1 pseudogene (running past one end of the window) is annotated in these 17,352 nt (G+C 36.3%); it reads right to left on the reverse strand.

The window, feature by feature from the left end:
- Positions 1–17,337 (reverse strand): annotated as a pseudogene (ebh, locus tag KI230_RS07155) (hyperosmolarity resistance protein Ebh) (it extends 13,786 nt beyond the left edge of the window).
- Positions 17,338–17,352 lie beyond the last annotated feature (15 nt).

The raw sequence follows: 17,352 nt of genomic DNA on the forward strand, positions 1-17,352 counted from the left end.
TGACGTTTCACTGCATCTTTTTGAGCGTCAGTTAAGTCACTTAAGCCATTCAAATGTTGCTTCGCATTTGTTTGCGCAGTTCTTAAGTTTTCTTGACCGTTTAACGCTTGTTGTTTAGCTGTCACTTGGTCTTTCGCTTGATTAATTTCTTGTGCATTCATTGATGGACTAGTTGTTTGACCAATGATTGCTTTTGCTGCAGTGACTGCATTGTTGTAGTCATTTTGTTTGTTTTGACTTGCATCTGTGTAGTTTTGATCTGCTTTAATCGTTGCTTCATTCGCAATGCTATCTCGTAGACCTTTCATTGCAGTGTTTAATGTTTGTGCATTATCACGAACAGTTTGAACATTTGGCAACGTCGTCGCTTGACCCACTTGTTCTTTAAGTTTTGCTTTTTGCGGACCATTTAAAGAAGTTAAACCATCAATTGCAGTGTTAGCATTTTGTTTCGCTACTTCTAAATTATGATTACCGTTTAACTGCGTCTTCGCATTCGTTACTTGTGTTGCTGCATTTGTAACATCTGACGGTGTTAACGTTGGTGTTGATGTACCACTAACGATATGTTCTGCAGCTGTCACTTTTTCATCATATGCTTGGCGTTTATTCGCATCAGCATTGACATAGTTACCACTAGCTTTTGTCTCAACTTTATCAGCAATGGCACGTTTTATAGCTGTCATCGCTGTATTTAATTCAGTCGCAGTATGTTCAACACCATTTGCTGCAGATACGCGTCCTGCACTTGTTACTTGTGCTTTTAATGCTTCTTTTTGTTTTGTATTTAAGTCCGAAGCATTTGTAATCGCTGTGTTAGCAGCTTGTTTCGCACGTTCTAAGTTTTGAATACCGTTTAATGCAGTATTTGCTTGCGTAACAGCTTGCATTGCTCTTTCAACATCTGCTTTAGGTGTATTACCGCCAGCTGTTTTATTTAAAATTGTAGCTGCTGCATTTACTGCTTGAGAATAAGCAGTTCGTTTAGCATCATCAGCATCTTGATAATTTTGACTTTGTAACGTCGTGTCTTTATCACGAATTGATGTTTCTAATTGACCCATAGCACCATCTAATTGTTGCGCTTTGGCTTTAACTGTATTAACACCTTCAACATTTGTTGCTTGTGTAATTTCATTATCTAACGCTGTACGTTGTGCATTATTAATGTGTGTTAATATACCTAACGTTTGTTTCGCAGCGGCTTTAGCTTCATTTAATTTCGCATCACCGTTCAACGCCGTCTTCGTACTGTTTACATTTTGTAATGCTTGTTCAACTGCTGCTTTGTCTACATTTTGACCACTAGCTTTTGTTAAAATTGCTTTCGCTGCATTTACAGCTTGATCATAAGCTGATTTCTTACTTGGCTCTGCATCTAGGTATTTCTGAGTTTGTTTTGTTTGTGTCTCATCATTGATACCGTTTTGTAAACTATGCATTGCGTTATTTAATTCTGTTGCTTTGACAGTTTCTTGATTTACACCAGCTACTGTTGTTGCACCATCAATGCTACGCGTTAACGCATCTTTTTGTGCATTGTTAATTGATGTTAAGTTATTTAAGTTGTTTTTCGCAGTTGTCTTAGCTTGAGCTAAGTTTTGCGCACCATTTAATGCATGTTCTTTAGTTGTCACTTGTGATGTTGCTTGCGTAATAGTATTTGGTTCCATCGTTGGGTTCGATGTTTGATTAATGATTGCTTTTGCTGCAGTAACTGCGCTGTCGTACTCGTTACGATTATTTGGACTTGCGTCAGTGTAGTTTTGACCTGCTTTAATTGTTGCTTCATTCGCAATACTATCTCTTAAGCCTTTCATCGCTGTATTCAACGTTTGAGAACTATTTTTAACAGTTTGAACACCATCTAATGTAGTTGCACTTTGAACTTGTTCTTTTAATTTTGCTTTTTGTACATTATTCAATTGTGCTAAGCCGTCAATTGTATTGTTGGCATGCTCTTTCGCTACACGTAAGTTGTTATCACCATTTAATGCTGTTTTAGCCGCATTGACTTGTGATGCCGCACTATTTACGTCATTGACTGTTAATGTCGCATTTGGTGTACCATTAATGATATTTTCAGCGTTCGTCACTTTTGAATCATAAGCTTGACGTTTTTCTTGATCAGCATTGACATAATTACCGCTTGCTTTTGTTCTTTCTTTATCCGCAATAGTTGCTTTAAGTGCTGTCATCGCGCCGTTCAATTCAGTAACTGTATGTTGAACGTTATTCGCATCAGATACACGTTGTGCATTGTTAACTTGTGTTTTTAATGCATCTTTTTGTTATTGGTTTAAGTCATGTGCGTTGTTAATTGTGTTCGTCGCATTTGTTTTAGCTTGAGCTAAGTTTTGTGCACCATTTAACGCTGCTTTTGTTGTATTGACTTGATTTGCCATGTCATTAATCGCATTAGCATCCATATTTGGATTGTTCGTTGCATTAATAACACCATTTGCATTATTTACAGCAGTATTGTAATTATTTTTGTTGCTATCAGATGCATCAAGATAATTTTGACTTGTTTTCGTCGTATTATCATTTTGGATACTTGTACGTAATGCACCCATGGCAGTATTTAAGGTATTACCTTTATCTTTAACACCATTTACACCTGCTACATTTTGCGCTTGTTCAACTTGATGCTTCAAGTTGTCTTTTTGTAATTGTGTTAAGTGTCGTAAACCATTAATCGTATTTGTTGCTGAAGTTTTCGCATTTCTTAAGTTTTCAGCACCATTTAAAGCCGCTTTCGCTCTTGTAACTGCATTTAATGCATTATCAACGTCTGCTTTAGATGTGTTACCACCAGTTTGTTTATTTAAAATGCCTTCAGCCGCTGTGACAGCTTGCGTATATGCATTTCGTTTTGATTCATCTGCATCAAGATAATTTTGATTTCTTAATGTCGCATCTTTATCATTGATTGCACCTTGTAAGCTATTCATTGCGCCGTCTAATGTATTGGCATTTGTTTTTACAGTATTAACGCCATCAACAGTCGTCGCTTGATTGATTTGGCCTTCTAAGTCAGTACGTTGTGCATTCGTAATATGGTTTAAAGTGCCTAAGTTTTGTTTAGCTGCCGCTTTCGCTTCTGCCAGTTTAGCATCACCATTCAATGCATCTTTCGTACTTGTTACTTGTTGTAATGCACGGTCAACTGCTGCTTTATCTGAATTTGATCCAGTTTGTTTATTTAAAATTGCTTTCGCAGCAGCTACAGCTTGATCATAAGCAGTTTTCTTACTTTGTTCTGCATCACGATATTTTTGAGTTTGTTTTGTTGCATTTTCATCATCAATACCATGTTGTAATTGACCCATAGCTGTATTAAGTTCATTTGCAGTTTGTTGGATACTTGTTACATTTGCAACACGTTGCGCACTTGTCACTTGTGCTTTTAACGCATCTTTTTGCGCTTTATTTAAGTTAGTAGCACCATCGATGGCATTTGTTGCTGTTTGTTTCGCTTGCGTTAAATTATGTGTACCATCTAATGCATTTTTCGTTGATGTCACTTGTGTAGCGATTTGGTTAATTGCATGAGCATCCATATTTGGATTGCTTGTTGCATTAATGACACCATTAGCACTATCAACAGCATTGTTATAGTTTGTTTTGTTACTTTCTGTAGCATCAAGATAGTTTTGGCCATTTTTCGTAGCCGCATTATCTTGAATACTATTTCTCAATGTACCCATAGCACCATTTAATGTGTTGGCACTTGATTTAACATTATCTACACCTGCAACATTTTGTGCTTGTTGCACTTGTTGTTTCAATTTATCTTTTTGTGCAGTTGTTAAATGTTGAAGTCCGTTTATAGTAGTGTTTGCATTTGATTTAGCTTGCTCTAAATTATGGTTACCATTTAAGGCACCTTTCGCATTAGCAACTTGTGATAACGCGTTTTCAACGGCAGCTTTATCTAAATTTGATCCACTATTTTTATTTAAAATATTTTCTGCGTTCGTAACGGCTTGAGTATAAGCAGTTTTCTTATCTGAATCAGCATCATGATAGTTTTCGCTCGCTAAAGTATTCGCTTTATCATTAATACCATTTTGCAAGTTAGCCATCGCTGTATTCAATTGTGTACCTGTATTAGATACCGCTTCAACACCAGCTACTGTTGTTGCTTGATCAATTTTAGTTGTTAAGTCACGTTTTTGTGCATTATTAATTGACGTTAAGTTATTTAATGCATTTTTAGCTGCATTCTTCGCATTTGTAACGTTTTGATCACCATTCAATGCATTTTTAGCACTTGTAACATTTTGAATAGCCGCTTCAACATCTTGTTTAGACGTATTTGCACCTTGCGTTTTATTCAGAATTGCTTCTGCTCTGCTTACCGCATTTGTATACGCATCACGTTTAGCTTTATCTGCATCAGTGAAGTTAACACCTTGTTTAACTGTGTTTTGATCATGGATAGATTGTTCCAAGTTGCCCATTTGCGTGTTTAACTCAGTTGCTGCATTTTTAGCAGCTGTTACCTCACTCACATGACCTGCACGGTCAATTTGTGATGAGATGGCAGATTTTTGGTTATTTGTTAAGTGTGATAACGTATTTAAGTTTTGCTTAGCAGTGTTTTGTGCATTTCTTAAGTTTTCAGCACCGTTTAAACCATTTTTAGCATTATTCACTTGTGTTGTAGCTTGGGTAATCGCACTAGTATCCATAGTCGGATTGTTAGTTTGATTAATGATACCTTTCGCATTTGACACAGCGCTATTATATGTTGATTGGTTATTCGGACTTGCGTCTGTATAGTTTTGACTTGCTTTGACTGTTGTTTCGTTAGCAATACTATCTCTTAAGCCTTTCATTGCATTGTTCAATGCTTGTCCATTTGTTTGAACAGTTTGTACGTCTTCTAATCTATTGGCTTGTCCCACTTGTTCTTTTAATTTAGCTTTTTGAGGTGTATTTAATTGTGTTAATACATCAATAGCAGTATTGGCGTTTTGTTTTGCTTCATTTAATCTTTCGTCACCATTTAATTCTTGTTTCGCGCTGTTTACTTGATTAGCTGCAGCTGTTACTTCTGAAGGTGTCGTAACAACCGTTGGCGTACCGCTAATAATATGTTCAGCATTGGTAACTTTAGTTGTGTAAGCATTTTGTTTAGTGCTATCGGCATTAACATATTTACTGCTTGCTAACGTATTCGTCTTATCTGCGATGGCATGTTTTAATGTGCCCATTGACGTGTTCAGTTCAGTCGCATTGTGCTGTACATCTTGTGCATTAGATACGCGTTGAGCACCATTAGCTTGTGCTTTTAATGCATCTTTTTGATGTTGATTTAAATCAGATGCGCCATTGATTGCTGTAATCGCTGCTTGTTTCGCATTGTTTAAGTTTTGCGTACCATTTAATGCATGTTTCGCATTATTAACATTATTAAGTGCTTGTTCGACTGCTGTTTTCGCTGTATTCGGTCCAGTTTGTTTATTTAAAATGGTTTCGGCTGCTGATACAGCTTGATTGTATGCATTACGTTTTTGCTCATCAGCATCCAAGAAGTTTTGGCTCGCTAATGTTCCTGACTTATCGTTGATAGCCGTTTGTAAGTTACCCATTGCGCCATCTAAACTATTTGCACTTTGTTTAACAGATTCAACACCAGCTAAGTTTGTAGCTTGTGAAATTTGATTTGTTAAATCATTACGTTGAGCTGTAGTGATATGCGTTAAAGTACCTAAATGTTGTTTCGCTGCGTTTTGAGCTGCAATTAATTTTGCATCGCCATTCAATGCATCTTTCGCAGTATTCACACGTTGCAATGCTGCTTCAACTGCATTTTGCGCAGTGTTTGGACCATGTTGTTTATTTAAAATCGCTTTCGCTGCAGTAATAGCATTATCATACTCTTGTTGTTTATTTGTATCAGCATCACGATATTTCTCAGATGATTTAACTTGAGATTCGTTGTTAATACCACTTTGCAAGCTAGCCATAGCTTGATCTAGATGTTGTGCATTTTGTTTTACAGTATCAACACCACTAACTCTTGTCGCACTACTAATTTGACTAATCAAATTGTTCTTTTGAGCATCTGTAATACTCGTTAATGTGTTTAAGTACGTTTTCGCATTTTGTTTTGCCGTAGCTAAGTTTTCATCACCGTTAAGTGCCGTTTTAGAACTATTCACTTGCTCTGCTTTTTGTGTAATCGTACTTGGATTCATTTCTGGATTACTATTTGCATTAATAATCGTTTCAGCAGCAGCTACTGCGTTGTTATATGCTGTTTGCTTATCATTATTAGCATCTACGTAATCTTCACTTGCTTTAGTCGCATCTTTGTTGGCAATACTTTGTCTTAACGTATTCATGGCTTGATCTAATGTATTGGCATTTGATTGAACCGTATGAACACCAGCGACAGTAGTACCACTATTAATTTGGTTTGTTAAATTCGTTTTTTGTGCAGTTGTTAAATGCGTCATATTATTTAACTGCTGTTTCGCTGTTTGCTTCGCTTGATCTAATAAACGCGTACCATCTAAGTTATTTTTAGCAGAATTCACTTGATTCATCGCTTCAGTAACTTGATCTTTCGTTTTATTTTGACCATTTGATTTATTTAAAATATCTTTCGCAGCTTGTACCGCATTTGTGTATGCTGTTTTCTTACTTGGTGTCGCATCTTGATAATTTTGACTATTTAATGTCGTTTGTTCGTCATTGATTGCACCTTGCAAGTTACCCATCGCTGTATTTAAATCTGTACCTTGTTGTTTAACAGTATTTACGCCAGCAATATTTGATGCAGCATTAATTTTAGATTTAACATCTGCTTTTTGTGCATTATTTAAATGCGGTAATGCATCAATTGCTCTTGCAGCATCTGTTTTAGATTGTGCTAATTTTTCATCACCATTTAATGCATTTTTATTAGAAGTAACAGCTGAAGTTGCACGATTAACATCATCAACAGACATCGTTGGATTTGTTGTTTGATTAATGATTGTTTCGGCACTTGAAACTGCACTGTTATATGCATTTTGTTTAGCTGTATCTGCATCCGCATAATCTTCTGTACGTTTCACTTGATCTTTATCTGCAACAGCTTGTCTTAAGTTACCCATTGCACTATTCAAGTTTGTTGCATTTTGCTTAATTGTATTAACTGCATCAATTTGATGCGCACCATTAATTTGCGATTGTAAGTTTTGACGTTGTGCATTATTTAAATTGTTTAAATGACCTAATGCAGTATTCGCTTCTTGTTTCGCAGCATTTAACTTTGTATTACCATTCAATGCTTGTTCTTTACTTGTGACATTTGATAAAGCATTGTTAACATCACTTGGTGTTATAACTGGATGTTGTGCATTACCATTAATAATGTCATTTGCATGGTTGTATGCATTGTTGTAATCATTTTTCTTATTAGTATCTGCGTTGACATAATTATCACTTTGTACGACTTGGTTATGATTAGCAACGCCACGTTTTAAACCTGTCATAGCAGTATTTAAGCTTTGAGTCGTTTGTTTAATATCATTTACTGCTTGCACGTTTTGTGCACTATTCACTTGTTGTGTTAATGCATTCTTTTGTGCTTGGTTTAAATCACTTGCATGCGTAATCGCATTTGTTGCTTCTGTTTTCGCACGTTGTAAGTTTTGTTGACCATCTAAAGCATCTTTCGTCGATTTAACAGATGCTGCTTTTTGGTTCACTGTGTTAACATCCATCGTTGGATTAGTCGTTTCTCCAATGACACCTTTAGCCGCATTAACTGCATTATCATACGCTTGTTTATTAGCTGGTGTTGCGTCAGTGTAATTTTGACCTGATTTAATTGTATTATTATCCGCAACACTGTCTTTTAATTTCGTCATCGCAGTATTTAAAGCCGTAATGTTAGACTTAATTGTTTCAAGCGCAGCATGATTTTGAGCAGCATTAATTTGTTGCGTGAAATTATTTTGTTGTGCTTGGTTTAAGTTAGATGCACCATGTAATGTTGTTAACGCTGGCTGTCTATCTAATGTTAAACCTTGACGTGCTGTATTTAATTGATCCTTAGCTTGGTTTGCTTCTGCCACTTTATCATTGATATTTTGGACAGTTGGGTTGCCATTCAACACTTGATTAATTTCAGTTAACTTTTGACGCGCTGCTTGTAATTTTTGGTTGTACGCATTTAACGAAGCGGTCGTCATACCTGTTGTATCCGTTGGTTGATTAATGCTTTGTTCTAATTGCGTTTTCGCAGTTTGAAGCGATGCTTTATCTGGTGTTAAAGCTTGACGTGCATGATCCAAATCAGATTTAGCTTGATTTGCTGCAGACGTATTTGTATTAATTTGATCTACTGTTGGTGAACCTGCTAATACTTGATTGATTTGTTGAATCTTATTACGTGCAGCCGTTAACTTCGCATTGTATGCATTTACAGAGTCTTGCGTCATACCAGTTGTACTTGTTTGCGTATCAATACTTTGTTGTAATTGAGCTTTCGCATTTTCTAAAGGCGCTTTATCGACTGTTAAGCCATTACGTGCTTGATCAAGTGCTGATTTAGCGGCATTCGCTGCTGTCACGTTTTGACGAATCGTTGCAACATCTGGATGAGAAGCCAGTACGCGATCAATTTCTTGAATTTTAGTTCTAGCTGCTGAAAGTTTGTCATTAAATGCAGCAACAGATGCGCTTGTCATACCAGTCGTACTCGTTGGCTGATCAATATCATTTTGCAACTGAGTTTTTGCAGTTTGTAATGGTGCCAAGTCTGGTGTTAATCCAGAAATTGCTTGTTTTAAGCTATTATATTTTTCTTCTACTTTTGTTTTTTCTGCGGCAATTTGTTGGTCTGTCGCGTCACCATTGTTAATAACATTTTGTGCATTTGTTGATTCTGTTTGACCTGCACGTTTAGCATTTTCATATGCTTGGATTGATGATTGTGTCATACCATCAGTAGTTACTGATTTATTGATTTCTTCATCAAGTTTCGTCTTAGCAGTTCTTAAAGCACTATTATCAGCTAAAGGTACTAATTGATTAATTGCTTGCGTTAATCGCTCATTGACACGATTTACATTTGTTAACGCAGATTGTACCTCTTGCACTGTTCTTATTGGCTTCTGAATGATAGCATTAGCGCTATTTTTAGCACTTGTTAAGTCACTTTGAAGTGCACGAATCGAATTATTGTAAGCAGTAATACTTGCCGGCTTCTTACCAGTCGTTGTACCTGTGCGATTCAATTGTTGCACTGCTTGCTCTAAGGCATGTGTATCTGCAGTTAAATCATGTTTCGCTTGGTTTAATGCTGTTAATGCGTTATCAACACGATGTTTTTCATCTGAAATTTGTTGTGCAGTTGCATCGCCATTGTCAATAACACGTTGAGCTGCAGTTATTTCAGTTTCTGCTTCACGCTTCTTCGCATTATAGTTATCAATACTTTGTTGCGTCATACCAGCAGTTGATGGTACTTGGTTCACAGAACTTTGTAAGTTATTTTTAGACGTTACTAATTGGCTATTATCTTCTTTATTTTGAAGTAATGCTTTAGCTTGATCAATCTTAGTTTGTGCTGCACGAACTTTAGTTAGTGCGTCAGAAACTTGTTGTGGTGTTGCACGCTCATTATTAATCACTTGTTGTGCTTCTGTTTTCGCAGTATTGATTTGTTGTTGCGCATTATGCATTGCATTATTGTACTGCGTAATTGTACCTGGCTTTTTACCTTCAGTGCTTACTGGATCATCTAAATGATTTTTAGCTGTGATTAACTCACGTTTATCCGCTTTTGTGAAAATGGACTCTTGTACTTCTTCAGTACTACCATCATTGTAAGTTACTGTCACAGGAATCGTCGTTGTGCTACCACCAGCTAAATTAGTAGGCATTGCTGTGCCATTTTTAATCGTTGCAGTACGTTTATTAGCAACTTGAACTGCATTGTTAATTTCAGCTGCTGTTACATTTGAACCATAATCTTTCACAATTTCAGTTGTGTTGACAGTATGTGCTGCCGGTGCAGTTAATGTACTTGGATTACTACTTACTGAGTGACCTGTACCTGCTTTCGGAGTAATTGTGATTGATGAATTTGGTTTTATAGTATTGGCATTGAACGTCACTTTACCAGTTTGTGCATCTAACGTTACATAGTCAGGCTTATTCGCAATTGTCCATTGATTATTCTGACCACGAACAACATTAATTGTCTTACTATGTTCTGCACCATTACCCACTTTTTCAGTGTAAGCAATATCCATTGCTTGTGTTGGATTAATTAAATGTCCTGATGGATTATTAGGCGTGATATCAATATGACCATTTTGCCAAATCTTAGTAGTCGCTTGGTTCGGTTGTGGTGCGACAACTGTGAAATCATCACTACGTTGCTCATCACTGATTGTTTCACCACTACCTTGTGTTGCAACAACTTGAATTGTATCAGCAGGATTGAAAGTACCTGCTGCAACAGTAATACCATTATTAGTTCCAGCAATACCTGCTACAGTTGCTGCAGATGCTTCTTTCACCCATGGACTTGTATTATTGCGACGTGTAAATGTTGTCACGACACTGCCGTTACGTTTAATAACTAATTTATCAGCATACGTCGTTACGTTACCGGCATGTGTATTCACTGTTTGGTTTGCTCCAGGTGCAATTGTAATCGCTCCTGCCGCTGTTTCAGTCACAGTTGGTTTCGCTGGTTGCACATCTTTTACTACAAATTTCGCTGGTAAAGATGTTGCAAAAGTATGTCCGTTATAGATGACGTCATATTTTGCGTTAACGACTTTAGCCATATTAGGTTTATTCATAGCTGCCCAGTTTGCATCGTTTGTACCAGTTGCTGCATTATTCCATTTATACGTAAATCCATCTGTTGGTAAACCATTAGCGTTTTGCATATGTGCATATCCTGATGCTTGCGTACCACTTGCTAAAGTGCCACCAACTGTTGTTGTATAAGTAGTTTGAGGGAATTCAAATTGATATACGTTCACAGTTACAGGAACTCGTTTAGCAGCTGAAATACCTGGATATGTGACATCGACATTTAAATGTTGAACGCCTGCTTGCTGGTTATTTGGTTGTTGTCTATTTGCCCATGCTGCTGTAATACCATTCGTATTAGTATTTGGATCAAATGTAATGTAATCAATAGCGTTTGTACCATGTGTCAAATTTTGACCTTTCACATCACGTGATGGCGCCTTAGCATTAGCAACTGGATAAACTTTGACTGGAACTTCAACATTACGCGTACCTTGACCACTAGGTAATGTTACAACCGCAGTTTTATGAGTGTTACCGACTGTATTCTTCCATGTATCTGGACTATCATGCCATGCAACCGTTGCCCCATGTGGCGGGTTTTGAATAAATCTTTCTACGTGTCCGAAATCAAAACCGTCGCCACCTTTAATAAATACAGCGCCTTCAGTAGTTGCTTGTAATTGTGGTGTCACTGTTACTGTTGCACTGTCATTTGAATCAACAGATTCATTTCTTGTTACATCTATCGCTCGACCATGTTCATCTTGAGTAGTGTACGTCACATTATTCATTGTGATAGAAGACCTTGCCTTAATCACACCATTTGGTAACGCATCACTTACCGTTACAACTGCAGTATTACCACTACCATAAGTCGTGTTTGTAATCGTTAATGGCGTATTATCTGCTTTAAATAATTTAATAGATGAACTACTTAACACATTATTAATTTTAATTTGTTGGTTAGTAAGACCTGCTTTATAAGTCACAGAGTTGCCATCAATTCGCGGTGGATCTGGTTTAACTTTTGCTAAAATCTTGATAATTTGCGTTTGGTGATTATCATAAGCAACTCGAATATCCCTTGTTGAAATACCAACCACATCTTTACTTGGTCCATATGAATTTGTAAATTGGAAATTCATACGTTGCGCATTTTGTGTCCAAGAATCATTAACTGGTTTAACATATTGTTTCGCATCATACACATCAGATACGCCTGGGAACACAGCGCCTCTATTCGTCTCAAAGACATGCTTCGGTACTGTACTTACTACTTTATATGTTGCTGTTTTCGTAATCGGCGTTGTTTCACCATCAATTAAGATATGTGCAGTTACTGTTATATCTTCACCAATACGTGTATTATCTTTATTTGGCGCTTGACCACTTACCCAAGTAATCGTCGCATCTGGAATGGCACTACCATTAGATAACTTAAAGTAATCTGATGCACTAGAACCATTACCTGCTGGGAAGTCTTGGCCTTGTACAGTGTAATGCGAATGTGCAACGATTTCTGGAATGACATGCTTTACAGGTACAGTCACTGTTGATGTTGTTCCATCTTGATAAGTAACAGTTACTGTGACATTGGCATTATTTCCAGTACGACTGACATTACTAACTGTTTTACTAGTGATTTCATTCGCACTTGCTCTTGCATAACTTCTATTTGGTACTGTTTCAGTAAACGTTAATGAATTAATAATTGCCGTTTGATCAGCTTGTGATACTGTCGCATTATTCGAAATATTGGCAATTCTCACAGGATTAGCAGCCGTTGATGAAGTACCAACTCGATATTTATCACGCAAAGGTTTCACTGTTACATTGAATGAAGTTGTAGCTGTATTACCACTTGTATCAGTTGCTAATAAATTGATTGTCTTACTAGTTGCTGATGTCACATTTGGTGCCGTTGCAGAAACATGTTGATGGTTATTATCAACAGTACCTGTAATTTGTGATGTATTTGGTACAGTTACAGATTGCACACCAAAGTTATCATTCGCTGTAATCGTATTTGTAAATGTTTCACCTGAGAACACTTGATGATTAGTGTAATTACCTACTGAAATTGTTGGATTCACTAAATCACTTGGTACAAAATAAATGTTAATAGCGTCAGTAGTATTTCCTGTATTTTGATTTAAATGTTCAACATATTGTTTTGGACCATATGGCGTTAAGTATAACTGTGCTTTATAAACTGCATCACTTGCATTATGTGTAGAATTACTTTTTACAACGTGGTCAATTGTAAATGCGCCAGCACCATTAGCTGCCGGTTCGTTTACGTTAACAACAGTTGAATTACTATGGTTTACACGAGTATTTGAATTTGTAACAGGTTGCCCACCATAACCGTTTGAAGGGTTGATGATGTCTAACACTTGAATCACTTGACCATTCAACGTAAATTGACGTTGACCATCAGTTGTCGCATTTGATTGTGAATAACCAGTCGTTCTAAAGTTAGGTCTTCCGCCAGCTTCTGCTTGTGATTTTTCATTACCAGTAATGTTATTTCGCAATCCAGGCACTGTAGTTGTTGCTTTTAACATTGTTAAAATGTCATTCGTCGTAATTTGAGTACCTAATGTAGCATCATAACGATAAATTAAAGATTTATGGTCATCAGACCATGATAAACCACCATCTGTTGGTCTGTTTGCAATTTTTGCATTCGTCCATGTCACTGTATAATCTTGTGGGAAATTAACCCAACGCAAGAAATTCATATTAGCTAGGTTTGACGCGAATGATTTCGTTAATCGACCTTTATTAATATTTACTGTAATAGTACTTACATTAGCACCATTAGGTGTATTTGTAACTGAAATATCACCTTCGGCAAGTGTAATTACATCTCTATTTGCATTAATAAAAGCTTGTTTTACTTTTGAGATTTCATCAGTAGTTAAATCATATGTTGACGTACGATAGACACGTTGATCGCCTTCAGGTTGTTTCACATCAACGATTTTTAAACTAATATAGAAATCTTCAGTGTCTTTATGATATGCATTTGAAGCAACTATGTGATATAACTGCGTGCCTGCATTCATTTGACTAACTTCTTGTGCAGTTGGAATAGTTCTATCAGATGTAATATTTGTAAATGTGCCACTTGGAATAGCTTGTCCATTACTTAAAGTAAAATATTGTTTAATATCACCAATATTAAATGATTGTCCTTTAGCAATCGTTACCGTTGCTGTTTTAGCTGCATTGGCAGTTTGATATTCAGATTTCACAACTGGTTCGTATGTCATCACATTTGTAGCATCAAGCGTTGTTGATGAGCCATCACGGTAATGTAATGTGACATTACCATTATTATCGACAGTTACTGGATCAGTTGATGCTAAATATCCTCTTATATTTTGGTTTTTATTCATAAAGGCAGTAATTATGCTTTGCTTTTCATCATTAGATACAGCAGTCGGATTGACTACTACAACTTTCTCAGTATTTCCTAATACAATCGGATGAGCATCTTCACTAATTTTACCTACATGAATTGACACATGTTTAGATTGACTATCATTTGTCGTATTATTGACATTGTCTGTCGCTGATACTTTAAATGTAATATCACTGTTAAATGCCTGATTCATAGAGACTCTACCTGTAATAGCTAATGAGCCGTTTTTGTTGTCGGATTTAGTTAAATTTGATGTCCAACCACTTGGCAATGTCGTAATAGTTGTACTTTTTAATCCAGAATGTCTATCTGAAACCCCCATAGTAAAGCTAACTTCATCACCACGATAATATTTGGCATTTATTCCAACAGGATTATTGATTGTTGGTGGAATGTCATCTGGCAAAATAGTAACAGCATTACTCATATTAGATGCAACTACTTTATTATAATAAACTACTGCTCTAATTTGTTTACCTACTGGTGGTATGAATACAACATAATCTTTTGGTTGTATAGTAATTGTGTTATGGACCCCATCAGGTGTACCAGTCGCAAGTATCGTATAACCAGATGGTATTTGATCTGCCTCACTACCACCATTCGTAGTTTGATTTGTTGGTGCAACTAAATAAACCAATGCAGATGGATCCAACGGTATTCCCGAAATATTAACAGGTACTTTTTGTAATGCTGTACCTCTTAATTGCTCAGCTGTCGTTGTAATTGTTGGTGTATGTGGTTTAACACGAATTTCGAATAATTGTTCTTTACGTCCAAAACGTATCGTTCCAAAGTAAGTAATCCCCTGGTAATAAGTTACCAACAAGTTCAATATTGCGTTCTCTGGCATTATTAGGTCTATTTGTCGAGTTTTCAATGTGTAATGTACGCGGAATACCTGTAATTTGCCAATCTTTATCTGTAAAATTCTCATTACTTGTTAAATTAATACGTAATGGTTGAATAGATGTTACGCTACCACCTAAATTCACGGAAGCATTCCCTTGGTTACCTGCATATACATAGAAAACTGGATGCCCAGCTTGTTTTGAAAATGGTTTTTCAGCAATATTTTGAGTATCGTCATTTTTAAAGAATTTAATATTATGTTGGATTTCAGGTAATACCGTTAAGTTAACAGGAACTAAAGTTTCACTATTACCATAAGCATCAGGATAGTCGAAACCAATCATTAATCTTATTGGGTTTCTAGTTCTTGCTGCTTCTTGTAATTTTTGATCAGTAAATAATTGACTTAATTGATATTCATTTAATTGTTGGGCTCCACCCGGTCTAAAAGCATTAGTATTTGCATTATTCGAATAAAATCCTAACACTTTATTACTCGGCGTCTTAACATAACTTAAAGGATCATCAACAAAATCATCTATATTTAGGTTTGTACTTTCTAATACCTTTTTCGTTTGTACATTTCCTTGACTCACTTCTACACGTTTAGTTGTACCTATGCGATATGTACGATTAACCACTTGTCTTAAACCATTAAGACGTTGTTGATGGTCTTGCGTTGATTCGACGTATAGTTGACTGAACATAAATAATTGATTGTACTCTAAAGCACGCCCACCTGCTGCATAGTACAATTTATTAACAGTTGGACCTTGTGTTTTAAATGAAATTGTATAACTTGCATCACCTTGACCGATGAAAGTATAAACTTTAGGAACACCCGGTGATTCAGCAGGTTTTTGACCATTAATATATTCAAAATTTTGTCTACCAAAAGCTTTAGTAGCAGGTGTCGCTCCAGCTTCACTAAAATAATCACTCGCTCTAGATAAATCTTCTAAAGAATAAATATGGACAGTTGGCCAGTCATATATTACTTGGCCACTTCTATTTCTTATTTTAAAGTCATGTGAACGATGAGGATCATTTACTCCATATTCCCACATTTGTTGAAGTGGTTTATTTGCACCTGCTCCTGCTCCATGACTCCATTGTACATTTGTTCCATCTGAATTAACTGTTACAAAGTCAGTTCTTCCTACTGGCACTTGGTCTGCTGGTAATGCAAACCAAAAAATCATATTTTGATGTGGAGCATGTCCTTTATTAAACTTAATAACCCATTGGTACCCGTCTCCAGTTTGTTTCGCTGTCATAAGAGCAATTTCCTTTGAGTCAGAGGCCTTCAATGTATTCCATGGTGTAGTTGGTAAATTATATGGCGCCCCTTTACTAGAAGCATTGATATATGTACCAACAGGATAGCCCGAACCATCATTAGCATTTTCAACATAATATGATGAATTTGCATTTTGATAGTCTGATACTGATCTAGGCTCTGCAGCTCTTGACTCAACCGAACGCGTTTGAATTCTATTTGAACGTCGGCTAGTCTGTTGACGTTGAGGCATTGTACGAATTAAAGCAACAGCTTGTTCCAATTCTTTGTATGCAAGTTGCAAGTCTTTATTGTTTATTGGATCATTACTGCCTAATAACGTATTAATCTTATCAAAAATGCCTTTTACATAGTTAAATGTGCCAGAATCTGCATTTTCACGGTCAATAAAGCGATAATCATGATAATTTGCATCAAAAAATGCTTGTAATTCATTTCGGTCATGTTGTACGTTACCATTATCAGATGAATCTGAAGCTGTTACTACATTTGCTTCATGATTTTCTACATGAGCCGCTCTATTGTCGTTTCCATTTTTATTAGCAGATTGACTTTCGTTTTGTTTATGCTTACTTTGTTCTTTATCTGGTTGTGTTGTCGCTGCCGTTGCCGAATCTTTCTTTGTATTTACATTTTGAGATGCTGGTTGTTCATCATTAGTAGTAGATGATTGCGCTACTTTTTGATCTACTAAATTAGCTTGACTAATATTTGGTTGCTCATTTTCATGAGTAGCAGATAATGATTGACCATTTTGTGAATTTTGAGAATTTTGTACTTGAGATTCTCGATTCTCAGTCTGTTCATTATTACTTTGTTGTTTCTGTTTAACCACGCTTGCTGGTTGATTTGTTTCAGCAGCATGTGCTTGTGATGTATTGAATCCTAAAAATACCAATGTCGCAATGACAGTTGAAAATGTACCAACTGTATATTTACGAATACTAAACTTTTGAATTTTATCATGATAATTCACAGCTATTGTTCACTC

The sequence above is a fragment of the Staphylococcus sp. MZ3 genome (assembly GCF_018622755.1).
Lineage (GTDB): Bacteria > Bacillota > Bacilli > Staphylococcales > Staphylococcaceae > Staphylococcus > Staphylococcus aureus.